Source organism: Polyangiaceae bacterium (genome assembly GCA_020633205.1).
GTDB lineage: Bacteria > Myxococcota_A > Polyangia > Polyangiales > Polyangiaceae > JAHBVY01.
This window is the reverse complement of sequence record JACKEB010000011.1, coordinates 556,874-583,343: the sequence shown is the minus strand read 5'-3', so window position 1 is coordinate 583,343 and position 26,470 is coordinate 556,874. Positions and strand designations below refer to the sequence as shown.

Below are 26,470 nucleotides of genomic sequence, written 5' to 3'. Positions count from 1 at the left end.
GCCTTGTGCCATCGTCCCGTCGGTGAAGCGCAGCACCTGGGCGGCCATCGCAGCGGTCAGCAGCGCCTCCTTGGTGGATGCCTTGGGGGTCGCCCTGAGGAGCGAAGCACAAGGTGCGGGCAAGGCCCTCGGCTTCCTCACGGCCCTGGGCTACGAGCTGTGCCTCAGTCTGCTGCTCGGCCTGTGTCTTGGCGCATTGCTAGCTTGGTTGGGGGAGAGGAAAACCGCAGGGAAACGTAGCGCCAGCGGAGCTAGCGTAGCGACGAGCTCCGAGACTCACGCCGCCGCCTCGGATCGCTTCTCGGAGCTGGCGCCAACCGAGCGCGCACCCGCCACCGACCAGGCGTCACATCCTGCCGGGGGAGTTCAAGCCCGGGCCTTCCTCGTGAATCCGCGAGTCAGTGCTTTCGATGTGGCGACCGCCGCGCTGCCGCTGCTCGCCTGCGGCGCGTTCGGGCTGTATCGCCTGAACCTGGCCTTCTGGGCGACGTTTCACAACCGGGAGCTCGCGTCGCTGCTCCTCGTGTGTACCTGCCTCGGCTATCTCGGGTTGGCGCTTGGCCTGGGGAACCGCCTGGCCTTCGCCGTCGCGCTGCTGCGCGAACGCAGCAGAGGCGCAGCGCTCGGGCTCTTCGGCGCCGCGGTCAGCCTGAGCCTCGGCGTGGCTACCTGGCTCATCGTGGACAACCGGAGCGGCTTCGCGCAGCTGAACCGCTGGCTCGGCTTCTCTTTGCTGGGTGCTCTGGTCGGCTACGCAGTGCTTCGCTTGGCCCTACGGCGCCGCCTGGTGCTCGGACCGCGCTGGCTCGGGGTAGCCGCCTGGGGCAGCGCCGCGGTGCTCTTCTTGGTCGGTGCGTTTGTTCCTTGGGGAATCAGCGCGCGCGTCGCACAGAGCGGCGGCGCCTCCGCCATCTTGCTCAAGGGCCTGCGCAGCCTGAGTGATTTCGATCGCGACGGCTACTCAGCGCTGTGGAGTGGCGGAGACTGCAAAGGGTTCGACGCGGCGGTACATCCTGGCGCCATCGAGGTCCCGGGTGACGGCCTCGACAACAACTGCTTCGGCGGCGACGCGAGCGGGGCTCAGGCGATCAAACCGCCGGTCTGGGTCGAAGCTCCGAAGTCCGTACCTGGCAAGCTGAACGTCCTGCTCATCACCGTCGAGACGCTCCGCGCCGACGCCGTCGGCTTCAACCAGATGCAAGGCATTGCCGCGCGGCATAAAACGACGCCGCGGCTGGATGCCTACGCCGAGCGCAGCATCGTCTTCGACAACTACTTCGCAACCACACCTTGGACGCGGCTCTCCCTGCCAGCCATCTTGTCTTCCAGGTCGCCAACCCGCATGCACTGGCGCGCCCAGGGAGCCAGCCAACACATGCGAGCGCTCGAGCCAGACACGCCGTGGATCCCGCAGATGTTCCAGCGCGCTGGCTATCGCACCGTGGCCATCCTGAACTCGTTCCGTGCCTTCACCAAGGCGGAGTCCGCGGGCTTCGATCGTGGCTTCGATGTGTACGACACGTCGACCAAGCTCTCCTACAGCGGCGGGACCATGCGTGGTCATATCGGGCGTGCCGAGGCGGCGCTGGCCATGACGCAGCTCGAGCAGCTGAAGAGCCGTCCGTTCTTCTTGTGGATCCACTTGATGGAGCCCCACTACCTCTACCAGCGCTCGAGCCGCGCCCCGAACTTCGGCGACGACCCGCAAGATCTATACGCCAGTGAGATCTGGGAGGTGGACGCGGTGGTCGGCGAGATCCTCGACAAGCTGAGCGCTCTGGGTCTCGACGACAAGACGCTGGTCACCGTCGTCGGCGACCACGGCGAAGAGTTCAAGGAACACGGAGAGAGCTGGCACGGTAGCAACCTGATGCAAACGCAGATCCACACCGCGGCGCTGATGCACGTTCCGGGTCTGCCAGCGGCACGTATCCACACGGCAGTGAGCCACGAGGACCTGGGGCCGACCTGGTTGAACCTCGCCGGCGAACGCGCCGGGTTCGACCAACTCCAAGGCCGGAATCTGCTGCCGCTCGTGAGCGGCGGACGGCTGCCAAGGGACTACTTCTTCCTCGAGCGCTACGAGGTGAACAATGGCCGCGGATACATGGCCGCCATCGTCCACTACCCGTTCAAGCTCATCTACACCGAGGAGGGGAAACGCTTCGAGCTCTACGATCTCGCGACGGACCCCAACGAGCGCAGCCAAGCACCGCGCGAAGGCGCAGCGTATCAGACCCTCGAGTCACTGCTGGCCGCACACGTGGACGGCGCCCGGCGCTGATCCGCACCGAGCCCCAGCTCCCGAGCAGCTGGCCGCTCGAGCAACGCTCAGCGGCAAGTACCGTATCCCTGCGGTAAACCTGGTTGAGCCTGACAGTTGCCGCCCTTCGTGCAGCTGCCGTCGACCCCTAGCTTGCAGACTTCAGCGCGGTCCGAGGTGATCCCACGCTCACAGGTTTCGGCGCAGGCAACGTTGGGCTCCGCGGCCACACCCTTGTCGTAGCAACAGATCTTCCCCGGACAGTCTTCGGTGCCGTCGCAGCGCAGCTCGATCGTCGAACAGAGGAGGCCACTACACACGCACTGGTTGCTCGCCGTCACGCAGTGAGGCGCCGCCATTTGTGGCTGGCAGCAGAACTGGCTCTGGTTCAGCCCGCAGACTTCGGCTCCGCAGTTGATGTTGCCAGCTCCATTCCCTGCGGAACCGCCATTGCCTGCGCTACCGCTGCTGCCCGCTTGACCGGCCGAGCCGCCATCGGCGCCGGCCCCCGCTGCGCCGCCATTTTCACTTCCGGCGCTGCCGCCGAAGCTCGTGCCGCCGTCGTCGCTACCGCCGACGTTGCCGCCACCGACACCGCCGCTCCCCGCAGCGCCTACGCCCGCGCTCCCGCCCTGGGAAGACCCGCCGGAGCCACCTTGGGTCGCCCCGCTGGAGCCGCCGTTGCCCGCTCCCGAGTCGCCGCCGCTGGCACCACTCCCGCCGTTACCCGAGTCGCCATTCAAGCCACTCGAGTCGCCGGAGCCGCAGGCAGAGAGAGCCAACGACACCACCAACGCTGCACCACACCGCACACCGGAAACCGCAAAAAAGCTCTGCCTAAGCATGAAATCGACCTCTTGACCGAAAAGGTGCGGGATCCATGGAGCAATGACAAGCAAACGACAGCTACGTCGACGCTTGGATCCATCTCGAGTGCAACGCTGCAGCGACTCGTGCCCTCACCCCTACCCCCAAACTGCAGGGCGGTGCCCAGAGACCTCATGAGGGAGCAGGCAGGAAACGGTCGAGACGCCGAGCCCGGTGCACGCGCTGGTTCCGTCGTGGCAACGCTCGTACATGCGCCTACCTGGGCGCCGTGTCGAGCGAGGTGCCGTGTAGGTTGGCGGGTGTAAGGTTCTGCTCGTGTTCTTCCCGCTCTCCCATCAAGAGCAACAAGCACGGCGCTGGCCGTGGGTCACGACGGCCATCATCGCGCTGAACCTAGCGCTGCACTTGATGCTGTGGTCGAGCAACGCGGCGGACGAGGAGCGACTGATCGACGCCTACCAAGACGCGTTGACGTTCGCCCATCGGCATCCGAACGCGAAACGCTGCGAAGAGCTGAAGGGTCTTGGCGATGCAGCACCAGCGCCGGATCCCCTGAAGAGCCTGGACGTCGGTATCCCTGGGGTAACAAACAGCACCTCAGCGTTGCGCGAAGAGCTCGCGCGCACCGAGCAAGAGGCAATGGATGCACTGTGCGTGCGGCTACGCGACGCGCGTTCAGAGAGCGTCGTCTACCGCTTCGGCTATGTCCCGGCGCAGAACAACTGGCTTGGCCTCGTCACCTACCAGTTCCTTCACGGTGGCGTGCTCCACGTGGTCTTCAACATGTGGTTCTTGTGGCTGTCCGGAACCATCATCGAAGACGCGTGGGGACGGCTGATGTACCCGGCGTTCTACCTCGCAGCTGGCGTGTTCGCGGCGCTCGTGCACAAGGCTCTCTCCCCCCTGAGCCCAATCCCGCTGATTGGCGCGTCCGGTGCCGTGGCAGGCGCAATGGGCGCCTTTGCGTTTCGCAACGCCAAGACCAATATCAACGTGCTCGCTTGGATCTGGCTCCGACCCTTTGTGTTTTCAGCGCCAGCCTGGGTACTCCTGCCGCTGTGGGCTGCAGGTGAGTTGTTCTGGGCGCTGCTCAGCGACCCAACCGCCGGAGGGACGGCGTACTGGGCACACGTCGGCGGCTTTGTGTTCGGTCTAGCGTTTGCCGTGGGGATGCGCTTCTCCGGTCTCGAAAAGCGCATCGACGACGCCATCGAGAATCAAGACGCATCGCTGGTGGATCCACGGCTCGCCTCGGCGATGCGCTTGATTGACGAGGGGCAGGCGCCTCGCGCCATCCCACGGCTCGAGGCCCTAGCTCGGGAAGAGCCCTTCAGCATCGAGGTGCAGCTCGCGCTGCTGGATGCCGCCGAGCGCGCAACCGATCGAGGCCTCGCACGGCGCACTCGGGTGCGGCTGATCGAGCTCTACCAGCGTATGGGTCAGCATGACGCCGCAGGTGACCTGTTCGAGGAACTGGAGCGCGCGGGGGAAGCCGGCGCAGCTTCAGCACGTGCCAGACTGCGCCTCGGGGAGCACCTCGGCAACAGCGGCCGGGTCGCGCGAGCGGAAGGCATCTACCAAGACCTGTACGCCGACGGTTTCGCAACCCAGGAGGCAGCGGAGGCGCTGGTAACCCACGCCGAGCTGATGTTGCGAGCCAAGCAGCCTGAGAACGCCAGGAGCCTGTTTGAGGCGGCACGCCACCACGCAACGCTTCAGCCGGACAGCTTCAGCAAAGTTTCCACAAGGATACAAGTAGGGCTCAACAAGCTGAGCCAGCTGCCAGCCTCGACCAACGACGGCTTTGGCGGCCTCGAGATTGCCCTCGACACGGCACCCGAAGTGTTCGAAGTCCAGGGCAACAGTCACCTCCCGAGCGCACCGCCGAGCCCGACAGCGGGCTCCTCGGTCGTCGGCGGTCAGCCTGTAACACTGGAGATCGACAACGTCCCAGCTTCGCTGAGAGATCTCCCTCCCCCGAGTCGAAAACGCTAACCCTTGACGCCGCCTGCAGTCAGGCCGCTCACCAAGTGGCGTTGGGCGACATAGAACAGCGCCATCACGGGCAAGCTCACCACCAGGGAGCCCGCGGCAAACGATGCCCAGTCAGCGTCATGCTCCCCGACGTAGCGCTTGAGCACCACAGGCAGCGTGAAGGCTGCCTCCTTGTCGAGGATGGTGACCGCGAGCACGAACTCGTTGTACGCGCTCATGAACGCAAACAGCGCTGTGACCGCGATCGCGGGCCGCGCCGCGGGCAGCACGACGCGCCAGAACGCACCAAAGCGCGTCGCGCCGTCGACCATCGCCGCCTCCTCCAAATCCTTGGGGATGGCGTCGAAGGCTCCCTTGAGCTGAAAGATCGCGAAGGGCACCGATGTGGTCGCGTAGGACAGCACCAGGCCCGTCTTGGTGTTGAGCAGGCCGAGGTGCTGAAGCAGCAGGTAGAGCGGCACCGCGCTCGCGACCATGGGGAACATCTGCGTCGCCAACAACAGCCGCGTACCGGCTTGCTTGCCAGCGAACTGAAAGCGACTCATGGCGTAGGCGGCGGGGAGCGCGATACCCACGCCAACTAGCGCCGTGGCCAGCGACACCACCAAGCTGTTGGCCACCTGCTGACCGAAGTGCGGCGCGCTGACCACGTGGGTCAGATGCTCCAACGTAAAGGGTATGGGCAACGGCACTACCTGGCGCACCGGAGCCGTTCCCGCGCGGAAAGCAAGCGAGACGACCCACAGCAGTGGGTAGAGCGCAAACGCGACGCCGATCAGGATCGCGAGATGAGAGAGCACGGACTCGAGCGCGCTGGGCTTCTCCCGCGAGTCCACGACTGCGCTCATACCGCCTCCAGAGTCCGGCTGCGGTTCATCAACCTCGAGCCAAAGAACAGCAACAGGAAGATCAGCACCGAGTACGCGGCGGCGTATCCATACTGCGCCTGACGGGTGAACGCCCAGCGATACGCTTCGCTGACCAAGATCTCGGTGGTGCCGTCAGGCTCGCCGCCGCTGACCAGGAACACCACGTTGAACATATTGAAGGTCCAAATCGAACCGAGCAGCACCGCCGGGCCCAGCACTGGCTTGACCATCGGAATGGTAACGAGCCGCAGGCGCTGCCAGCGCGTGGCGCCGTCTACCTCAGCGGCCTCCAGTACATCCTTCGGCACCGCCGTGAGCGCGCCGAGGGTCACCACCATCATGAAGGGGAAGCCCAACCACACGTTGGTCGATACGTTGGCTGCAAAGGCCGTGGAGAACTGCGCCCACCAGCTGAAGGGCTCCACCCCAAGGGACTCCAAGATGGCGCTGACCGCCCCAAACTGCCTATCGAACATGCCTCTCCAGGCCAGAGCAGTCACATACGAGGGCACCGCCCAGGGCAGAATCAAGATCACCCGATACAGCGGCTTGAGCCTCAGCGTGGGTCGCGAGAGTAATAACCCCAGGGAAAATCCAATCAACAGATGCAGCCCGACGTTGAGCAGCGTCCAGAGGATCGTGACGAGCAAGACGAGGTAGAACGAGCCGCTGCTCAGAAGGGGCGCGCCACGCGCCGTGAGGATCTCCCAAAAGTTCGCCAACCCGACGTAGTGCATGCTGCCCTGGGGCCCAGCGTAGAGGCTCGCCGCCGCGCCAACGAAGATCGGCACGAACACCAACACCCCCACGGCGATCACCGCGTGAGCCACCCACAGGTAAGCAGGCAGAGAGCGCTTGATGGGTGACCACAACTCGCCGCGCTCCGCTTGACGCCAAAGCCGGAAAGCGCCCAGCAAACACAGGCCGCCCACCACCAACAAGAGCGGCGTCGGCGACGCGGGCGGTGGCGGCGGCCGTACCATGTCGTCAAAGCGGCGGGTCGCTTCCTCGAGCGCGGCTTCAGGGCTGACAGCTCCGCTCAACGCCTTCTTCAGTGCACGATTCGCGGGCTCCCAGCTGGTGCGCATGCGGTCACCGGAAGGCATCGGAACCGCATGCTCCGCCTGGTTGGCAAACGCCTGAATGAACGGATCCCCCGCAGCGGAGGGAGGCAACTTGCGCAGCGCCACGAGCTGCCGCCCAACCTTCACTCGGATCTCAGCGCTCTCAGGCCCGGCCAAGTAGCGGGCTAGCTGCAGCGCGCGTGTGTTCTGCGCGCCGCGCGGAGTGAGGGCCGCTGCCTCCACCGTGAGGTACGGCTCCAGCGGCTTGCCAGTGGCCGCCAGCTGTGGCAGCGGTACCGCGCGGTAATTTACCTTGCCGTCTAGCTCACCCGCACTCCACGGTCCGCTGATGTAGGCTGCCGCCTTTCCGCTGATGAACAGCTGCTTGACGACGGACCCTCCAGCTTCCTCCGGGATCTTTCCCCGCTGCATCAGGTCGCGCACGAACTCGATGCTGCGCACCGCCTCGGGACCGCTGAAACCGAAGCTACCGTCGGGGTTCAGTTGCCGCGCGCCGAACGCATGCAAGAACGCAGCGTGGTAGTACGCGTCGTTCGCCTCGTAAACAAGGGGGAACACGCCACTCGGAAGCGGCGTGTCGATCAGCGCCTCGACGCTCTCCGGCGCTTGCTTCAGCAAGTCCGTGTTGAGGTAGAGAACCAGCGCCTTCAGCGCCAGCGGTAAGCCGTAGAGCTTGCCATCGAGGGTCAACGCTTCGACGGCTCCCCGCGGAAATGCCGAAGAGTCGATGCTCTCAGGCAGCGGGGTGACGACGCCACGCCGGATGTAGTCGCCAAAGCGTTCGTGGGCGTCGATGAAGACATCCGGCCCCGCTCCCCCGGGCGCGGCAGCTCCGAGCTTGGACGCGTAAGCGTCGTGGGGCAGCTGGAGCACTTCCACCTCGACGCCGCTCGATTTCTGGAACGCAGCAACCGCCTGATCGAGGGCCGCCTGTTCGCCACCTCGATAGGCGTGCCAGAGGCGCACGGGCTCACCGTCACTCGCAAATGAGTCACGTCCCCAAGTGAGCAAAAATACGAGTGGAAGGAGCCAGCGAAGCATTGGGCGAGATCCCGATCGAGAGCGAGCGCGAACACCGCGACCCCCGAGCCGCAGCACCTCATGGGCCTCGCTCGTCGAGCGCCGTTGGCCCAGTCGCCGGGATGTTACGAGTCGGAAGCGTTCCCGAAAAGAGCGGACACGCGGTTCCAGGCGAGGCCCGAACATCGACCGCTCGCTTCTCTCGTCGTGGAAAGAGGTAGTGAGCCAGGAACACACGCCGTTAATCGGCACACGCTGGCACAGGCAGAGGCGTCAGAAATCACACACCCCGCCCCGTGTAGCCTTAGAAGCCCACGAATTGCGTGCTGTTCGCGTTTGGGGTGGCTGGCTTGGAGGTTGCTTTAATTGAACCTCGCAATGGCACAAGAGGACCTGACCCTGAACGACGCTGCTGAACACGTGTTTGGTTTACCGAGCCTGGAACTGGCGCCACACTCGAGGCCCCTCTCAGAGTCTGAGAATGCAGCGTCCCCAGCGCTTCTCAGCGATCCCCAACGCACGCCAGACAGGAGCTTCGAAGAGCCCGTGACCAGCGCAGCTGACGGTCAGTCCCGCCGTAACGCCAAACGCAACAAGAAGCGCCGCAAGAACCAGCGGGGCCGCCGCTCGGAGGCGCCGTCAGCGCGCACCAGTCAGGCGCCGAGTTCCTCGCGTTCCCCTGCGGAAAAGCAAGCGAGCCCGGAAGCACAGCCGGAACCGCAGGTCGAGCTCTCGCAGAGCAAAGAGACCTCCAAGACTGAGGAGGTCAGCGCGGTCGCCGCGAAGTCGGCCGAAGCGGCCGAGCGTGAGCCGGTAGCCGACGAGGTTGAAGCCAAGGCAACCGCTAGCGACGCGCAGCTGGCGCAGAAGGGCGCAACTGAAAAGGCAGTCGCAGCCACTTCGCCGGTTGGGGGTGAGGAAGCACCCAAAGCAACCACCAAGGCGAAGTCCAAGGCGGGCAAGGCCAAGGGCCACAACGCCAAGTCCAAGCAAGCCGACGGTCGCGACGACTCGGTCCACGACCACGAGGAAGAAGCCGCGTTCTTCGACGCGGGCGAGCGCATCAGCGAGACGGATCACCACCGCGCTACGCTGCACTCCACACCTGAGGAGGACTTCCCCCAGGTGCTGCCCCTCACCCCCGAACAACAACAGCACCACCGCCGTTTCATCCCCTATGTGGCCGGCGTCGTTGGGCTGTTCGCGATCTTGGCGGGCATCGGCCTGTTGAACCGCAGCAGCGACGAAAAGGTCGCAGCGACCGCGCCGCACACCGAGAGCGCAGTCGCCACGGAAAAGGCCGTAGCGGAGCGCCCGGCAGCACCCCTGCCTGAGCCGGCCAAGGCTGAAGAGAACAAGCTCCCCACGGAAACAGCCGAAGCAGCAGAGCCTGCCGCGGAAGAGCCCGCAGCGGAAGAAGTTACAGCTGAAGAGCCTGGGGAGGAGCCGGCGGCAGTCGCCGAAGCGGAGCCGACCGCGGAAGCCCCCAAGCCGGAGCCCGTGAAAGCTGCTGAACCCACGAAGCCGGTCCCCGTGAGCGCGCCAAAGCCAGCAGCCAAGCCGAAACCGGCTCCGAAGCCCGTGGCGGTGAAGCCAGTGGCCGCGCCCCCACCGCCCGCGCCCGCGCCTCCTCCGGCACCTGCGCCCCCTCCCGCCGGCGAGCGCCCGCCAACGGCGAGCTTCCCCGTCAACTGAGCTGCAGGAGCTGCGCTACGATGTCTGCTTCAGCGCAGCGCAGCGCCGCTTTCAGGGTCGAAGAGGTGTAGTTCTTCGGGGGCGGCGCCGAGCGTCAGCTCCTGACCGGCGCTCACCTTTGCGCCGGAATCCAGCCGCGCGACGACGGTCGCCTCGCCGACTTTTCCGTGTGCAAACGTCTCGCTGCCCAGCGCTTCGATTACCTCGACCCGAAGCTTGACCCCGCCATCCGCGCGCTGTTCGAGGGCATGGGGCCGCACTCCCAGAGTGAGCGGCTGAGAATCAGCGATCCCAGACAGCCCCTGCATGGGCGCGCGCAAACTCAGCCCAGGCGCCTCGACGGTCCAGCCGTCTGCCCCCTGCTTCGCCAGCACGTCGATGAAGTTCATGGCGGGGCTACCAAGGAACGCCGCCACAAAACGCGTCGCTGGCCGCGCGTAGATCTCGAGTGGTGCGCCGCTCTGCTCGACCAAGCCTTGATTCAACACGAAGAGCCGATCCGCGAGGGTCATCGCTTCGACTTGGTCGTGGGTCACGTAGACGCTGGTTGCCCCGAGTGCGTCGTGCTGCTTGCGGATATCGACGCGCACCTGGGCGCGCAAGGCGGCATCTAGGTTGCTGAGAGGTTCGTCGAAGAGAAACAGCGCGGGGCGGCGCACGATGGCGCGTCCCATGGCGACACGCTGGCGCTGCCCGCCAGAGAGCGCCTTGGGCATGCGATCCAAGAGCTGCTCGAGGCCGAGCATCGCGCTGACCTCCTTGACGCGTGATTCGATCTCACTGGCGGGTGTCCCTTTGAGTTCGAGGCCGAATGACAAATTTTTCCGCACGGTTAAATGCGGATACAGCGCGTAGGACTGAAACACCATGGCCACGTCGCGCTCGCGCGGCGGGAGCCGCGTGACGTCTCGCTCTCCGAAGCGGATGCTCCCTTCGTCGGATAGCTCCAGCCCCGCGATCAGCCGCAGCAGGGTCGACTTGCCGCAGCCACTGGGTCCCACCAACACGGCGAAGCCGCCGTCAGGCAAGTCGATGTCGACCCCCTTGAGCACCTGAGTCTGACCGAAGCCCTTCTTCAGCCCTTCGATCGCAACACGTACCACCCCGCCTACTCCTCCCCGTGCGCCATCGAGCGCTGCCCTCTCCAGCGCAGCCAGTGGTCAGCCAAGACGATGGCCACCATCGCCTCTGCCATTGGAATGAAGCGAGGCAAGAGACACGGGTCGTGACGACCCCGAGTGGCGATCTGCGTCACTTCACCGTTCTGGGTCACCGTGTCCTGAGGCTGAGAGAGGCTGCTTGTCGGCTTGATCGCCGCGCGCAGCACGATCGGCATTCCGCTGGAGATCCCCCCGAGCATCCCGCCGTGGCGATTCGTCCGAGTCACGATACGAGAGCTGCCGTCGGGGCGTCGTTCGCTAGTGAACACGTCGTTGTTCTCGCTGCCGCGCAGCGTCGCGCAGCCAAATCCGTTTCCGTATTCGACGCCCAACACCGCCGGCAAGCTGAAGAGGGCGTGTCCCAAGTCGGCCTTCAGCTTGTCAAAGACCGGCTCGCCGAGTCCGGCGGGGACTCCCGTTGCCACGACCTCCGCGACGCCCCCGATGGAGTCCTGGGCCATGCGGACCTGATCGATCAACTCGATCATTTTCTGCGCGGCATTTTCATCTGGGCAGCGCACCGGGTTCGGTGAGCCGTCAGCAAACGTTTCGACCTGAGCGAGCTCGAGCGCTTCAGGGTGCTCAATCACCGCTTTGATGTCACCCACCTGGGTCACGTAGCTCAGCACGCGACCACCAAACGCCTCCCAGATCAGCTTCTTCGCTACGGCACCAGCAGCGACTCGAACCGTGGTCTCTCGGGCGCTCGAGCGTCCCCCGCCACGGTAGTCACGAAACCCGTATTTCGCGTCGTAGCCATGATCCGCGTGCCCAGGGCGGTACTTGGCTTTGATGTCCGAGTAGTCCTTCGAGCGCTGGTCTTGATTGCGGATCAGGATCGCGATGCTGGTGCCCGTGGTGCGACCTTCAAACACGCCGGAGAGGATCTCAGGTTCGTCCGCCTCCTGACGTTGCGTCACCAGCTTGCTCTGCCCTGGGCGTCGGCGAGCGAGATCAGGAAGCAGATCATCCACCGAGAGCGGCAGCCCCGGCGGACAACCGTCGATGATCACCACATTGCCGGGGCCGTGAGATTCCCCTGCCGTGGTGATGCGAAACGCCTGTCCGAAGCTATTCCCCGCCATTTGCCGCCCGTCAAATGCACGCGCCGCGCGAGCGCGACAAGCATTTATGCGTCGAGATCCTCACTGCTCGGTGTGCGGCTGTGAGTTCCGGGTTCTGCACTCGAAGCGAACCGCGGATCGACGTCCGCCAACAGACGGCGGATCCGAGCCGCTGGGCGCCGCATCGCCAGCTCATGTAAGTACACGCGCGCACGCTGCGCGATACCAAGTCGGGAGTAGCCGACCGCCAGCCACGCAAACACCCGCTCGAGCTCCGCCTCGTCGCTCACAACCCGGCTGGCGAGTTCGAGCTGCTCGATCCCGGACTCCACATGCTCGAGCTCGATCAACGCCGCCCCTTTGATGCGCAGCGCGTCCGCGGCGTTGGCGCGTAGCCCCAAGGCTAGATCTGCCAAGCGACGCGCATCGAACAAGCGCTCGCGGGTTCCTGCAAGGAGCGCAACCTCGGCGCCAGTCGTGAAAATCAACGCCTTGAGGTCTGTGTCATACGCTTCGAGCTCGCCAAACTCATCGAGCTGTTCAACCGCGGCTTGGTCGTCCCCGAGCGCGGCCCGACACAGCACCCGACTGAGCCGGAGGCGCGGGTGCAGAGGCAGGCGCTCGAGCCCTTGGTCCGTGACCTCCAAGGCCTTCTCGCTCCGCTCGTCGTCAAGTAGGCGCTCGGCACGAATCGCCCAAGGCGCAGCCAGCTGCCACTCCAGTTGTTTCCGCGGAGTAACAAAGCTCAGCAAGAGTCCCATGCCGTCGGAGACACCGCCCTTCACGGCAAAGGGAACCAAGTTGAGCACACCGCCGATCGCCGCAGTGAGGCACACGCTCTGCAGGAGGACCCAAGGCACCGAACTCGTGCGCTGGAGCAAGCGATCGCCAGCAACGAGGTAGGCGATGAGCACCAAGAGCAGCTCGATCCCTGGTCCTGCTGCGAAGACCATCGCTTGCTTGAAGCGAGCGTAGCGCAGGTCGCTAGGGACGGTGCGCACGTGCCCGGTCAGCGGCACAAGCTTCCACCGTATGACCGCATCCCCGAGGACGAAGCGCGCGACATCACGCCCCTGGCCGATCACGACCTCATACACCTGCCAGCCAAGCAATCGCGCCATCAACGCGTGGCCCAGCTCGTGAAGCACCAAGAGTGGTACCCAAGCCGCGACCACGAAAACCAACCCCAGCTTCATGGGGGTGAAGTCACGCAGTAGCTCACCGGCTAGCGATCCAAAGAACACGACGAAAAACAGCGCCGCGATCCACTTCTCGTCCCGCGCGAGCGGACGACGAGGAGCGGGGTCGTAGAGAGGTGAAGACATGCTTGGGGTCAACACTCAACGCCTAGCATGTATGCCGACGCTAGAGACCCGCTTTGACCTGAGCCTGCGGGACTAGAATCTTGCCACTCGTCGCCGGCACGTCCAGCGCTAGGGTGCCGTCGGCGGCTACGGTGTAGCTGGGGCCGCTCGGATCCAGAACGTCGACCAGCACGGAGCCCGCTGGCGCGTTGACCGACATCGCAGTCCCTTCGAACTCCGTACGGCTCGTGTGCGCGGCGTTGCTATTGATCACGACGAGCGCATAGCTCTCACCGGCGTCGCCGCCTCGGCGCTCAAACGCTAGGATTCCAGCGTCTGGCTCGTCTGCCACGCGATCCGTCACCCAAGTGAAGTTCAGCTCGCCTCGCGTAAGTGCCGGATAGTTACGGCGCAGCTTCGACAGACGGCTGATCCAACGGTAGGTGCGGTAGTTCTTATCGTAACCGCTGCTCCACAGATCTTCGCGGTTTGCAGGATCGTTTCCACCGCGGAAACCTTGCTCGGTTCCGTAATACACGCACGGGATGCCGTCCTCGGTGAACAGGAACAGCAGGGCATTCTCCAGCGCCGTATCGTCATCCCGACTGTACTTGAAGCGCGCAACGTCGTGGTTGTCGATGAAGTTGACCAGCGCGCGATTCGGCGCGATGCCAATCCCCTGCTCCTGAGCTTGCGTCCCGTAGAGCCCGCTCTGGTCACGCGTCTGGAACAGGTTGGCGACCTGCGTGGTGGCCGCGCCGTTTTGGAACACGTCACGGAAGACCTGGAAGTGCTGGGGGAAGAAGAAGACGCTATCGACCTCGCCCGGCAACGTGTAGGGCCCCACCACGTCGCTGCGCCCATCGAAGGCCTCGCCGAACATGAAGAAGTTCGTCTTGCCTCGCTCCGCCAAGCGTCGCCGCACTTCCGGCGCGAACACCTGCCAGAACTCATGCTCTACGTGCTTGAGGGTGTCGATGCGGAAGCCATCGAAGTCCGCTAGCTCCACCCAGCGCACGAAGCTGTCGATCAAGACCTCCTGCACTTGTGGGTCGAGGGTGTTCAGATCCTTCAAACCACCAGGGAAGTCGCCTTTCTCGACTTGCTCCGGGATGTCGTAGCTCCACACGCGACCGCGTCGGTTGTAGGAGGAAGCCCGGCGCAGCACGGCTTGGCTCGGCGGCATGTGGTTGGTCGCGGCGTCGCGCTGGAAGATGATGGGCGCTGGACCCGCCTCCCCAAGCGACGTGAAGGCCTGTATTCCGCGCGGATCGAAGTCCGGATCGTACTCGTTGATCGCCTTGACCTGACTGGTGGTTCCGTTGCCTTCGACACGCTCGTCGGGCTGACCGTTCAAGTTGATGTCGTAGTAGAACAGCTGACCCATGTGATTGGTCACGATATCGAGGATCACCTTGATGCCTCGTGCGTGGGCTGCATCGATCATCCGACGCAGGCTCGCGAGATCCCCGAAATGGGGATTGAGCATCGTCAGGTCCTGGGCCCAGTAACCGTGATAGCCATCTACGCCGGCGTCGGTCTCGACGTTCTTTACGATGGGCGAGATCCAAAGCGCCGTGACGCCGAGGTCGCTCAGGTAGTCGAGGTTCTCTTCGATGCCTCGCCAGTCACCTCCGTGGTAGCGAGCCGGCGCGCTCAGGTCGACGCGGTAGTCGTTCCCGCGGTCGCCATTCGCGAAGCGATCGACCATCAGCTGATAGATGACCTCGTCCCGCCAGTCCTGGACGTGAGTGCTGATTTCGCGCTCTCCTTCGAGCCCCTCGAAGTCCATGCAGCCGGTGTTGCACACGCCCATCAAGAGCGCGGCTCCCAGCCAGCGCAGGCCGCTCAGCCGTGAACCTGACCCTTTTTTCCTTGCGGATATTTTGTTCATGATCACTGCCCGTAGCTCGAAGAGTTGAACCACCACTCGGCGCCCACGCCCAAGAACTGCTCGGTCTGGCGACGCGCAAACGGATCGGTGTTCGGGTACAGCGAGCGCGCCCCCGCATCCCTGGATGTCACCACGTAGATCAAGCGTAGCTGAGGCCGCTTGAAGCTGCCCCGCCCCGCAGGGGAAATGAACGGCATCAGGCCGAAGCGGAGCAAGCTGCCCATCAGCGGTTGGTTGTCCACCGTGCTCAGCACACCGCGCTGCTGAGCTTGGTATGAGCCTTCGACCCCGAGCCCCAGATGGTCGGTGAAGTAGACCTGAGGCCGAACCACGAAGATGCCTTCGTCGACGTTGTCGAAGCGGAACTTCTCTGGAGATGCGTCGCGGAAAGAGCGGAAGTAACCCCCGACCAAGACGCTCACCCAGCGGGAGTCCCAGTTTCCGCTGAGCCCAATCAAGAGCTCATGTGCACCGGATGAGTCGTTGGACTCCGAGGTGCCTTGGGGAGTGGAGAACTCACCGTACGCAGCAAGGCCGGTCGAATAGCGTACGAACAAGTTTGCGAAGGTGTCGTCCTCACCCTTGAAGCCACCGACCTGTCCGCCAATCACCGCACCAGAGTCGCCGGGCAGGTCCTCCCGACGACCGTCGTCGAGCTCGCGTTCTCCCGCCGGTAGGTTGTGCACCTCACCGTACAGCACGGCCTTCAGCCCCGCCTTTTCTCCCATCGGGAAGATGTGGCTTAGCTTCAGCGACGAGATGGTGCGCGGGCGATCCAAGAGCGGGATTTCATCCGTTCCTGGCTGATTCTGTGCGGCGGGCCGCAAGACGCTCTGCTGCTGAAACGGATCGTCCACCAGGTTCATACCAACGTGCCACGCGACGAAGGTGTGGTCGTCGTTGAAGCTGAACTTGAGCCCGCCGCCTACCGTGTTCAGATTGTCCAACGGCCAGAAGTCGAGCAAGTAGATGTCGTCTCCGCGATACATGCGCGAGCCGACCCAAGCGCTGAGCCCCGGGTCGAGCACGCCGCGCTCTTCGACGTAGAAATTCCGCAAGGCAATCGTTGCGTCGAACGTCCCGGAGTCATGGAAGACCGGCTCGCCGATGGCCAATGTCGAGACGACGCGAGAGTGGATTCCGTCTTCCCACTCGTCGTCTCGGACCAACTCCAGCTCGCCGTAGCTGCCCTCGTCGATGCGCGCCCCGTGGGCGACGATGTCGGCATCGCGACCGCGGCCACCCCGCAAGTCCCCCGCCGCAACTACTCGGCCATAAGAGCCAAAACTGAAGCTGCCGCGGGGGTAGGTCAGCTCGAGAGGCGCTGGCTTCTCCGGAGTGGGAGCGGAAGGTGCCCGCTCTGCGTTTCCTCGCGGCTCAGTCTCCGCCTGGGGGCGCGTCTCCGGTTTCGGCTCTGGCTTCGCCTCCGGTGCGGGAGGTGGAGCGTCTTCCAACTGGACGTCCGCGGGCTCCGGTTCCGGAGCTGCGGCGGCCTCCTCCGGCAGATCCACAGGTTGAGCCAACAGCCGCGGACTGAACAGGGCGACTCCCAGCGCCACGCTCAACCCCATCCCGCAGAAACGTCGAAGCTCCATTAGTGACTCACTCCAGAGTTACTATACCGAATCCTCCAGGTTTCGGTCGTGTTAATTCGCCGCCCGGGAGGTCGCCAGCCATAGCAGCCCTGGCGTCACGCTGAGTGAGTCGAAGGGCGTATCCACCGAGGAGCGCGTAGATGACTGAAATCGTTCGAGACTGATTGCTCTTTGCCGGCTGGAGCGGGCCTCTCGAATCGCGGCGTCGTCGAGAGCTGGGCCCGCTCGGGGACACACCGCGCAGCGCGTCATCAGCGGCGAGCGAGGCATCCGTTCAGCGCTCCCTCCCCCAAAAATCCGCCTGGAAATTGCCAAGAGCGGTAGTGTCAGCTTTTCTCTGCGTTGCGCTCTCCGCCACGCGGGCCGTGCTCGCTTGGCGCTGTGCTGACTCGACCCGAGGCGACTCGGCCCTGTGCTGACTCGGCCCCAGCGCGCCTGCGAGCGCGCAGACCAAGCGGTGGGGTGCCGACGCGGAAAACCGTTCTTGAGTGACGAGTTACGCAGCTCGACCCAACGCCCGTTCTGCTACCCGAGTCGCATACTCCGGGTGTTAGACTGGGAGCCCTTTTGGAGGTCTCCATGGCTCAGGCTCCCCGATCACGCTCCCTCACTTCTCTTTCCGCACCCACGCTAGGGCGCGGCGCGGTCTTCCGCGCCCTGGGCCTTACCGGGATGGCGTTGTACCTCGCAGGCTGCTCATGCTCGTCGGAGGGCGAGACGGCCGGCTCAGGCGGAAGCTTGAGCTTCGGTGGTTCCGCGGGGAATAGTGGCAGCGGCGGGTCAAGCAGCGGCGGCACACTGAACGGCGGTTCGGGAGGTATCATCGGCGACGGCGGCGGCGGCAAGGGCTGCAAGACCGACGACGAGTGCGACGGCGGGGTGTGCAGTGCAAGCGGCGAGTGTTGCGCCACAGCGGAGCAGGCGTGCGGAAACGTGTGCTGCAACGCGGGCGAGTTCTGTAGCTTCGAGCGCTGCGTGGTCCCAGGCAAGGCCTGCCAGACGCCTGCCGACTGCGAAGACGGTCAGTACTGCGAGACGGCGCTCGGCGACAACGGGAGTGGCGGCGCGGGCGGGTCAGGCAGCGGCGGAGCCAGCAGTGGTGGCGCCGCAGGGACCGGAGGCACCGGTACCACCTGCACGCAACCAGTGCCCCAGAGCGGGCGCTGCGTCGATCTGCCCCCAATCTGTGATCCGAACGGAACCGGCGGGGCCGGCGGCGCGGGCAACGCATGTATCGAGAACTGCGAGTACTTCCCGCCTCCAGGCGCGCTGGATCCGATCATCGAGTGGCAGTGGGGGCTACCGCCTAACACTCCGAAGCAGTACCCGAACCAGGCGGACGTCTGGTCTACGCCCACCGTCGCGCGGGTGTACGATGCGAACTGCGACGGCAAGGTGGACGAGAGCGATCCGCCGAACGTGATCTTCGTCTCGTCGAACAACCAGGGCACGTGTTGTCACTGCAACGGCAGCACACCGCACTCCTGCCTGACCGGCGTACTGCGCATGCTCGACGGACGCAGCGGCGAGGAAATCTGGAGCTTGAACAAGGCCAAGACGGGCAACTTCGGCTTCGCCGGCACCACCGTCGCGCTGGGTGACGTCGACGGTGATGAGCGCGTCGACATCATCACGATGACCGGCGATGGCTACATCGCGTGGATCGATAGTACCGGCGCCGTGAAGGCAATCAGTGACAGCCCGACGGACACCGCGGACACCAACAGCAACGCGTTCGGCTGGGGCGGTGGCATTTCCCTGGGCGACATGGACGGAGACGGCAACGTCGAGGTCGCATACGGCCGCACCCTGTGGAGCATCCAGGGCAATCAAATCGTCCGTCAGTGGGTAGGCACCCATGGCCGCGGCGGGACAAACTCCAACACCGCGATGTCATTCTTCGCTGATGTGGACGAAGACGACAAGCTCGAGCTGGTCGCAGGCAATACCATCTACGAGCGCGACGGCACGGAGCTTTGGCGCCAGACGAGCGTCAGCGACGGTTTCCCTGCGGTAGCAGATTTCGACGGCGACGGCAAGCCCGAGGTCGTGCTGACGGGCTCGAACCGCGTGGACATCCTCGAGGGCGCGACGGGCGCCCCAGAGCTCAGCGTGGCGTTGCCCGACAGCGGCGGTGGGCCGCCAACGGTCGCGGACTTCGACGGCGACGGTAAGCCGGAGATCGGTGTTGCGCAGAAGAACGTCTACGTGATGACCAAGCCAAACTACACGACCAACACCATCGACATCGTGTGGTCTGCGCCGAACCACGACCTTTCCTCCAACGTGACGGGCTCGAGCGTCTTCGACTTCGATGGTGACGGAAAGGCCGAGGTCATCTATGCGGATGAGTGCTTCCTCTGGGTGTACGACGGTACGACCGGCGCCGTGCTCTTGGCGGAGCTAACCACCTCCTTCACAGGTACGGAAAATGCGCTCGTGGCGGACGTCGATGGTGATGGCCACGCGGAAATCGTCATGGTGTCGAATGGCGCGGACCCGAGCGGCTCTGGCTGGAAGTGCGACGTCGCGCCCTGGAACCAGCCAGATCCCACGATGAACCGCAAGGCCTGGGTCAAACCCCAGGGTGCAGCGGCCTACCGTGGCATCACGGTCTTCGGCGATCGTGAGAGCAGCTGGGTCGGCACGCGCACCATCTGGAGCCAGCACTCCTACTACGTAACCAACATCTGCGACTCGCGTGACAGCGCGTGCAACGCGCCTCAGACCTACGGTCTGATCCCCACGGCAGCAAAGCGCAACTGGGAGCTGGGCTGGCTGAACAACTTCCGTCAGAACGTCCAGGACAGCGGCCTGTTCAACGCGCCAGACGCCGTACTCACCCTGAACGTGCTGTGCACCACACCGGTGAGCTTCGAGGTGCGAGTGCAGAACCAAGGCCTCTCGGGGTTGCCGGCGGGTGTAAACGTCGGAGTCTTTGATGCCTCGGGGAACCAAGTTGCGAGCGGCGTCACCACCAAGGAGCTGTTGCCAGGCCAGACGGAGCTCTTGGTGGTCACCGCCACGGATGGCTCCCTCTCCGCGAAGGACACCTACGTCGCGCGCGTCATCATCGACCCCCAGAACCGCACGTTCAACGAGTGCCGTGAGGACAACAACGAGAGCGAGCCCGCGGCGGGGCACTGCGGTCCGTCCTGATCCGCGCACTGCCCAAGCCTCGAGGGCGAGCTGTCAGCTGACGGCTCGCCCTTTGCCGTTTTGCGGGTACCCGATGCATCAGGCGAAGTCCTGATTTTATTTCAGGATTTTTCGGGGGTGAGGGAGCGACGAGGCGCACGCCCAGAGGCGCTACACGCGGCACCGAGCGGCCCTTGAATGGTTCCTCTTGACCAGCTCAATTGGTCGGACCAACATACCAATCCTCAATGAGCCTGAACGTCTCTCCCATCTCCCCTGCGTCCGCCGTCGACGCCTGCGTCACAGCCTTGCAGCGAGCGATCCTCGAGGGTGAGCTGAAGGTCGGCGAACGGCTACCCCCAGAGCGCACCCTGGCCGCCAGCTTCGGGGTGAACCGCGTCACCGTCCGCACCGCGCTCAGCCGCCTGCAGACCGCAGGGCTGCTGAGCGTGCGCCAGGGCAGCGGCTACACCGTGCACGACTTTGCCACTCACGGCGGGCCTGAGCTACTGCCAGACATGGCACGGGTCGCGCGAGAGCGCGGGCAGCTGCTTCTGCTGATCGAAGACCTGCTGCGCATGCGCCGGCACATGGCGCGGGCAGTGCTCGAGGTGCTGCCCGAGCGCGCCACCTCCGAAGACCTCGATATAATCCGCGCGGCAATTAACGAGTTCGAGCGGCTCGCTGGCAGCGGGGATCTCGCCGCTTTGACGCAGGCAGATTTGGAGGTCGTTCGGTGCATGCTGCGCGCGACCCACAGCCCGGCGCTTGCACTATGCATGAACCCGATCAGCAGTGCTGTCTCGGAGATCCCGGAGCTGCCCCCGCTGATCTACGCACAGCCAAGCACCAACGTCGCCGGCTACCGACTGCTGTTGTCCTGGCTCGAGTCCAAAGCGCACGCTCGGCCTGACGCCGCGCTGCTGGTGGCGGAGCTCGAGCGCCGAGACAGCGATACCTTGGCGCGACTCAAGCGACTCCTGAGCCGCCCCAAAGCGAGAGGAAAGAAGCATCGTGACCCAATCGGTTGAAAGCTGCGCGACCGGCGCGCCTCACCCACAAAATCCTGACCTGGACCTGCGCCAGGAGATCCCGTGGCACGCGTATCTGCTCTTGGTGAATCCGCGCAAGGTGCTGGAGTCTCTAGAGAAGATCGCAGACCTGGGCGAGCTCACGCGGGTGCCGAACCTCTGGCAGATAGAGCTGGGAGTGATCTCGATGTGGCATCGCGTCTTATTCCGCTCGGATACAGTCGGAACTTGCAAGGCGGATGCAGTGCGCAGCAACTGGCGCGCTCGAGCGCTTGAGTGGCGGCCACTGCGCTTTCCGTTCTTGCTACGCGAAAAGGCGGTCGCTCCCCTCGACTTCTCCGGCCTGGTGAGCAGCCCGGAGCGCATCATCAGCCATCTGCTTGGTGCGCATCACGACGGCGCTCAGTTTGCCTATGATCTGGAGCTCCTGCGGCTCACTCCCGGAGGGCTCGAGCGCGCGTTCGAGGCGACCTTGACCGTCACTCAGGTTGATTCCCCGCGGAGCCGATGGTTGCGAGACTTGGTCGTCTACGAGGGCTATCACGAGCGCCTGGAAGAAGCCCTGCGCGACGCGCTCACAGACGGCATTTCCCTTCCACCGGAGCAAGCCAACGACCCCGACGTGGCGTTTGGAGCCTACCTGCGCTGGTGCGCGAAGCAGCCCGCAACGCCCCAAGAGACGTATGCTGCTTGGCGGCGGGGGGAGCTGCACCTCTGGCGCACTACCGGCGAGACCGTTTAGCAGGCAGCCTGCTAGGGCTTGCCGAAGAAGACCTGCGCGAGATTGAAGCGGGCTTCTTCGGAAGTGACGATGCGGCGGATCCCGGACACGCTGGTTTGCTCCAGATCCACCTGCAAAGGCACCGACTGAGGATTGCCCTCGGCGTCGGTCACCAAGCGCAGCGCGGGACGGTGGTACGACTGAGTCGCCTTGGGAGCGGAGACGATGGCCCATTCGCCACCCTCCAGCTCCACCACGGTTCCCGTCGGCAGGATCCCAAGCGCCCTGGCCAGCAGGCGCACGATGCCGGGGTGCAAGCCCGGACGACGAATCAGCGCGCCGAGCGCTTGTGGAGGCGCCACACCTGGTCTGCCGCTGCCTGGCGCCACGCACTCCAGGTAGGCGCGAGCAACCAGCAACATACGCGAACTCAGTAGTGCCCCCGCTTGGCCACCGTAGAGTTTCCCGAGCTGCGCCTCGCGCTCGAGCCACGCAACCTCGAACGCCCCGACGGTGCGCAGCCACGCCTGAGGCTCCCAGCCGCCACTGGCGATCATTGCGGCGCTGGTAGCCTCCAGGCTCATCAGCTCTGCGGCATCAGAGGCCGCCGTCACGACCGCCCCTGCGGCCCGTACGCGGCCGACTTCGGCCAGCAGGCACATGATGGCCAATTCCCCAAGGATACGCCTGTCACGCGTAATAACCCGCGCCATGGCCAGCAACAAGAGCGCTGAGTGCACGACCCGACCCGCGACGTCGCGATGGGAAGTCGAGAGTGTGGTGAGGTGGAGGAATGACTCCTCGCCGCTGAGTGCGCTCATCACCCAGCGCTGGGCGAGGCGTTTCACCCGCTTGGGCAACAGGTTGCTCCCCGCGGCAACGTCCTTGTAGAAGTCCCGCATCACCGCGATGCTCACACCATACAAGTCGAGCGCACGACTAGCGGGGTCCCCGCCCTCCGCGCCGACAGGTGCATAGGCCAGCTCAGGTACGTTGCGCACCCTGATGCGGGGATTGTCGAACGTAGAGAGATCGGCACCTTGGTTCAGCGCGCCCACCCACGCATCGACCAACTGAATCAGGTCGTGGCCCGAGACGCCGGCGCCGAAAGCCAGCTCGTTCACCCCGGTCGCCGAGAGCAACGCCCCGAGCTCTCGCGCCGCCTCGTAGGTCACACGTCCCGCGCGCAGCAGCTCCCCGCAAACGAAGACGAGATCGCCCATGAAGGTGAGCCTGGCGGGACGATTCGCTACCGCGGAGAAACGCCGCAGGGCTGACGTTGCTTGCTCCGCCGCCAGGACCACCGCAGCATTGTCGATGCGATGGACCCGCCCGTTCTTGAACAAGCGGAACAGGGCGGTCAGCGGCTCGGCGGCGTCATCTCCTTGGATGCGCCCCGGCGCTTGTGAGCGCCGCTGCGCCGTCGGGGGGTTGCTACGGGGCTTGGGCGCCGCAGACGAGACGCGGATCGGCCCAACACGCTCCATCGACGGCGGCCCGCTGTCCTCGGTTTGCTCTGCAGCGGGAGGTTCGCTTGGCACCCTGGGCTGGGTGGTGCGGGTCTGACGATCCCATTCACTCATTGCTCAGGATCTCCCGGTGGAGGTGGCACGCTGCGGCGTCGCAAAGACTCCAGCGCTCGGGCCGATGCATCGCGAACTCGCTCGCTATTGCGGAACCGACGTCCCTGCTCACGCTCGAGGGCGCGCTCTGCGTCGGCACCCGTCGCGGTTCGCCCCAAGAGCTCCGCCGCAAGCTCCCGCGTCTCGTCGTGAGCGCGAGTAGCAACCAGGGGATTCCGCTCCAGGAGCTCGACCGCGACGTCTTCTGCGCGCGAAGGCAAGAGCCGCGCTAGGGCATCCAACGCCATCCCGCGCTCGTGGGGTGTCAGCTCGTCGAACTCTTCTGAGCGGATGCGCATGGCGAGGGCCGGCCCGACCACTTTGACCTCGTGGTCGGCGATGGTGCGCAGCGTGGCCAGACGCACCTCGGGACTTGGATCTTCCAGAAGCTGGCGCAGCTCGAGGTTGGTGCGCTCTGACGAAGCGCCCAAAGCGTTCAGTGCTTCGAGTCTGACCACGGGTTCCGGGTGCGCACAGGCCTCCATCAACGCAGCGCGCGCGGGCGCGTTGTCACCCCTCGCGAGGGCCCGCACCAGAGTCAGCGCTTGAGCGAGCCCTGCTCGCAAGATCGCTTGGCCGAGGGCCTGTTCGTTTCCGCGCGAAACAGCGACTAGCTGCACCAAGATCGCACGCTCGAAGTCCGGCGACACTTGGGTCAACACATCAGCCAGCGCCTGAGCGTGGTGGTCGTCCAAGAGCCGCGCGAGGCGTGCCCACAACAGCTCTCGCTGCTGAGCCTCGAGCTCGTCGAGCGCCACAACGCTTTCCTCCACCACCCGCGCGGTCAACACGCGGGAAATCAGCGTCTCTCGTAGAGTGGCGTCCCGACCCGCCGTTTCGATCAGGGAGAGCGCGCACTCGAGGCGAACCAAGGCGGACTCGGCCCCCAGTCGGTTGAGCGCTTGCTCCAGGGGCACCAGAACCATTGGCAGCGAGCTGGACCTCAGAGCGTGCAATAGCCCGCTGCTCGCCACGTAGACGAAGCGGTTCACGCCCTGGGTGCGCTCACCCTCCAGGGCAGAGGCCAGCTCCTTGATGCGGTTGGCCTCCGCCTCGAGCAGTTCGCTGAGGCGACGGCCCGTGGCACCCAGTGAGCGCTCCAGCTCGCCCTGCCAGTCCTGCTCGTTAGCTGGGTCGCCGCGAAACTCGCGCCAGCAGTCGCTCAGCTGGACTTGGCTGTCGAACCTCGCGACAGCGACGACGGAGCGACGGACCTCGTCCAGCGCCTCGCGGGCGCGTCCGTCACCTTCTTGAAAAACGTCTACCACCTGACACACGACATGGGGCAGATCCGCGTCCCACAGCAGCGTCGTGAAGTCGTTCAGCGGGTCGTCGTCCAGGTCCGTGAGCATGCACTCGGAGAGCTTCTCCCACTCGTCCAGGGTCATCCCCGCGCGGAAACCCAAGACGCGAACACCATCAGCGAACAAGCGATAAGGGATGCGCTCGAAGCTACCGCTTGGCTCCCAAACCGGCTCGTCCGCCAGCATGAAGGCGTAGGGGCTCAGGTTACACAGGAGCGCGCCGTCAGAGGCCTCGAGAGCGCGGGCGATGTGAGCCCAAGCCCGATGACGCGCGCGCTCGCTCTCCGGGTGCTCCGGCCCATACTGCAGGCTCGCACGCAGCGAGCGCTCCCAGTGTGCAAACAACTCGCGCAGCACCCGCACTTCATCGTCACTGATTGGCTCGAGATCCAGGCTGCCAGATACCCCTTGCAGCTCTTGGGTCGCCGCGCTCGAAAGCTCCACCGCGCCGGGAGACCCCGCTTGCCCAAGCAGCGGGTCAGCAGGCACAGCCGCGTACGTGGGAGACTCCGCCGGTCCGGCCACATCTGCGTGCGCTGCACCAACCCTTGGCGACGCCGCCGCCGAGACCGCTGTCAGATCGGGCAGGGCTGGTGCCGCAGGGATACGTTCGTGAACGACGACCTTGGGTTCGCTCGGTACGTCCTCCCGGGGAATCGGCGGCTGGGTCTTGGCCACAGCGGTCTTCAGCTGCCGAATACTGCTGACGAAACGCCCCGGCTCCTCTAGCTCCCGCAGCCGCCGCGCGCGACGCGCAGCGCGGTACATATCAGCTGCGGTCTGGAAGCGCCGTTCCGGGTCACGCATCAGCGCACGGTCCACCAACTCCACCAGCTCCAGCGGAGCATCGGGCAACATCAGGCCGAAGCTCGGACGGTCGAAACTGCTCGAAGCCCGCGAGAGCGGAGTCTCGCCGGTGAGCAAATTGAAGCAAATCGCGCCGAGAGCGAACAAGTCGCCTCGGGAGTCTAGAGCGCCGGTGCCCTGGCTCAGTCGCTCTGGGGGAACGAAGGCAAGGGGCGCCGCAACACCACCAATCTCGCGCAGCCGCGCGAAACCAAAATCGCGGATCCACACCTCCCCCAGCTCTGACACGACGATGCTCTCGGGGCGCAGATCTCGATGCACGATGTTCTGGCCGTGAGCGACGTCGAGGATCTCCAGCGCACCGCACATCACCTTGAGCGCGTGCGCGGGGCTAAAGGTGTCGGGCCCTAGGGCAAGCAGGTCTGCAACCGACTGCCCGTCGGCCAGTTCGCTCACTAGAAAGGGCAGCCCCTGATGATGACCCGAGTCGAGCACACGCACACAGAAGGGGTGCTGGACCTCATTCGCGATCATCGGATCCCGGAGGAATCGCTCACCAAGCTCGGGGATGCCAGCCAGGTTGGAGTGGAGAAAGCGCAGCACCCCGCGCTTGCCTCCACGCTGTGCACCGAACGCGTGGGTGAGGGAGCCGCTGCCTCGAGAGCCGAGCACGGACCAACCAGCCACGTTCGGGCCGGGGTTGAAATCGGGGAGAGCTGGGGAGCCGATCATGGCGGGGTCCGAGGTAGTAGCTGAGTGTGCGCAAAAGTCACACCCGGCAGAGCCGACCGTAGAATAGATACCAATTCGTATCTAAAGTTGCCTAGCCCTCTTCAGCAAATGGCTCTCAACCGTTTGGTTTTCTTCAAGAATTTACACTGTGGAGGCCGCAGGAATGGCCTGCGATTCTCGCACCTCCGGGTCAGAGTTCGGCGCCGACGCGCAAACGAGAGTGAGCCGCGCGTGGGTCACACCCACGCGGCGAAGCGGCTGACATCCGGTGACAATCAGCGCCCCGCTCCAGGGCACTCCGACAACCTGACATTGTTTGTCACACCGAAACTTGCGCGGCGAC

The 26,470-nt window shown here is 64.9% G+C and carries 16 protein-coding genes; 6 read left to right on the top strand and 10 right to left on the bottom strand.

The genetic code is table 11. From position 1 onward, the window contains the following. Positions 1-22 precede the first annotated feature (22 nt). On the top strand, positions 23-2,284 hold the full coding sequence (locus H6718_09090; protein ID MCB9585541.1) for a sulfatase-like hydrolase/transferase: 2,262 nt from the start codon (positions 23-25) through the stop codon (positions 2,282-2,284). Between the two features lie 47 nt (positions 2,285-2,331). On the opposite strand, the gene H6718_09085 is transcribed toward H6718_09090, so the two are convergent. Beyond that, the gene (locus H6718_09085; GenBank protein ID MCB9585540.1) at positions 2,332-3,108 is read right to left on the bottom strand and encodes a hypothetical protein; all 777 of its coding nucleotides are present in this window, start codon (positions 3,106-3,108) and stop codon (positions 2,332-2,334) included. A gap of 298 nt (positions 3,109-3,406) precedes the next feature. Between H6718_09085 and H6718_09080 the strand changes: the two genes are divergently transcribed. Further along, on the top strand, positions 3,407-5,086 hold the full coding sequence (locus H6718_09080; GenBank protein MCB9585539.1) for a rhomboid family intramembrane serine protease: 1,680 nt from the start codon (positions 3,407-3,409) through the stop codon (positions 5,084-5,086). Here H6718_09080 and H6718_09075 read toward each other — a convergent pair. Beyond that, on the bottom strand, positions 5,083-5,934 hold the full coding sequence (locus H6718_09075; protein MCB9585538.1) for an ABC transporter permease subunit: 852 nt from the start codon (positions 5,932-5,934) through the stop codon (positions 5,083-5,085). The genes H6718_09080 and H6718_09075 overlap by 4 nt on opposite strands. Then, positions 5,931-8,081 carry an extracellular solute-binding protein gene (locus H6718_09070; GenBank protein ID MCB9585537.1) on the bottom strand — a complete coding sequence of 717 codons (2,151 nt, stop codon included), beginning with the start codon at positions 8,079-8,081 and terminating at the stop codon, positions 5,931-5,933. Before H6718_09070 ends, H6718_09075 begins: the two co-directional genes overlap by 4 nt. 525 nt (positions 8,082-8,606) lie before the next feature. On the opposite strand from H6718_09070, the gene H6718_09065 reads away from it, so the two are divergent. Next, on the top strand, positions 8,607-9,755 hold the full coding sequence (locus H6718_09065; GenBank protein ID MCB9585536.1) for a hypothetical protein: 1,149 nt from the start codon (positions 8,607-8,609) through the stop codon (positions 9,753-9,755). A gap of 29 nt (positions 9,756-9,784) precedes the next feature. Here the strand turns inward: H6718_09065 and ugpC are convergent, their stop codons facing one another. The 5 genes from ugpC to H6718_09040 are packed head-to-tail and all read right to left on the bottom strand — an operon-like array spanning position 9,785 to position 16,772. Continuing rightward, positions 9,785-10,858 (bottom strand): sn-glycerol-3-phosphate ABC transporter ATP-binding protein UgpC, encoded by a 1,074-nt coding sequence (gene ugpC / locus H6718_09060; GenBank protein ID MCB9585535.1) that lies wholly within the window; start codon positions 10,856-10,858, stop codon positions 9,785-9,787. A gap of 5 nt (positions 10,859-10,863) precedes the next feature. After that, positions 10,864-12,000, bottom strand: coding sequence for a chorismate synthase (gene aroC, locus H6718_09055; GenBank protein ID MCB9585534.1), 1,137 nt, complete (start codon positions 11,998-12,000; stop codon positions 10,864-10,866). A 44-nt stretch (positions 12,001-12,044) separates the two neighbouring features. Continuing rightward, complete coding sequence (locus H6718_09050) at positions 12,045-13,304, bottom strand: M50 family metallopeptidase (protein ID MCB9585533.1); 1,260 nt, start codon at positions 13,302-13,304, stop codon at positions 12,045-12,047. A gap of 40 nt (positions 13,305-13,344) precedes the next feature. Then, positions 13,345-15,177, bottom strand: coding sequence for an alpha-amylase (locus H6718_09045; GenBank protein MCB9585532.1), 1,833 nt, complete (start codon positions 15,175-15,177; stop codon positions 13,345-13,347). A gap of 2 nt (positions 15,178-15,179) precedes the next feature. Further along, the gene (locus H6718_09040; GenBank protein MCB9585531.1) at positions 15,180-16,772 is read right to left on the bottom strand and encodes a carbohydrate porin; all 1,593 of its coding nucleotides are present in this window, start codon (positions 16,770-16,772) and stop codon (positions 15,180-15,182) included. 579 nt (positions 16,773-17,351) lie between these two features. Here H6718_09040 and H6718_09035 point away from each other — a divergent pair. The 3 genes from H6718_09035 to H6718_09025 all read left to right on the top strand — a co-directional run bounded on the left by H6718_09035 (position 17,352) and on the right by H6718_09025 (position 21,683). Continuing rightward, a complete protein-coding gene (locus tag H6718_09035; GenBank protein ID MCB9585530.1) occupies positions 17,352-19,931 on the top strand; it encodes a VCBS repeat-containing protein in 2,580 nt (859 codons plus the stop codon). A 227-nt stretch (positions 19,932-20,158) separates the two neighbouring features. Beyond that, positions 20,159-20,941 carry a FadR family transcriptional regulator gene (locus H6718_09030; protein MCB9585529.1) on the top strand — a complete coding sequence of 261 codons (783 nt, stop codon included), beginning with the start codon at positions 20,159-20,161 and terminating at the stop codon, positions 20,939-20,941. After that, on the top strand, positions 20,925-21,683 hold the full coding sequence (locus tag H6718_09025) for a hypothetical protein (GenBank protein ID MCB9585528.1): 759 nt from the start codon (positions 20,925-20,927) through the stop codon (positions 21,681-21,683). The genes H6718_09030 and H6718_09025 overlap by 17 nt, the downstream gene beginning before the upstream one ends. A gap of 11 nt (positions 21,684-21,694) precedes the next feature. Here the strand turns inward: H6718_09025 and H6718_09020 are convergent, their stop codons facing one another. Next, complete coding sequence (locus H6718_09020; GenBank protein MCB9585527.1) at positions 21,695-23,245, bottom strand: hypothetical protein; 1,551 nt, start codon at positions 23,243-23,245, stop codon at positions 21,695-21,697. Continuing rightward, entirely contained in the window at positions 23,242-26,127 is a 2,886-nt protein-coding gene (locus H6718_09015; GenBank protein ID MCB9585526.1) for a protein kinase, read from the bottom strand. Before H6718_09015 ends, H6718_09020 begins: the two co-directional genes overlap by 4 nt. Between the last annotated feature and the right edge of the window lie 343 nt (positions 26,128-26,470).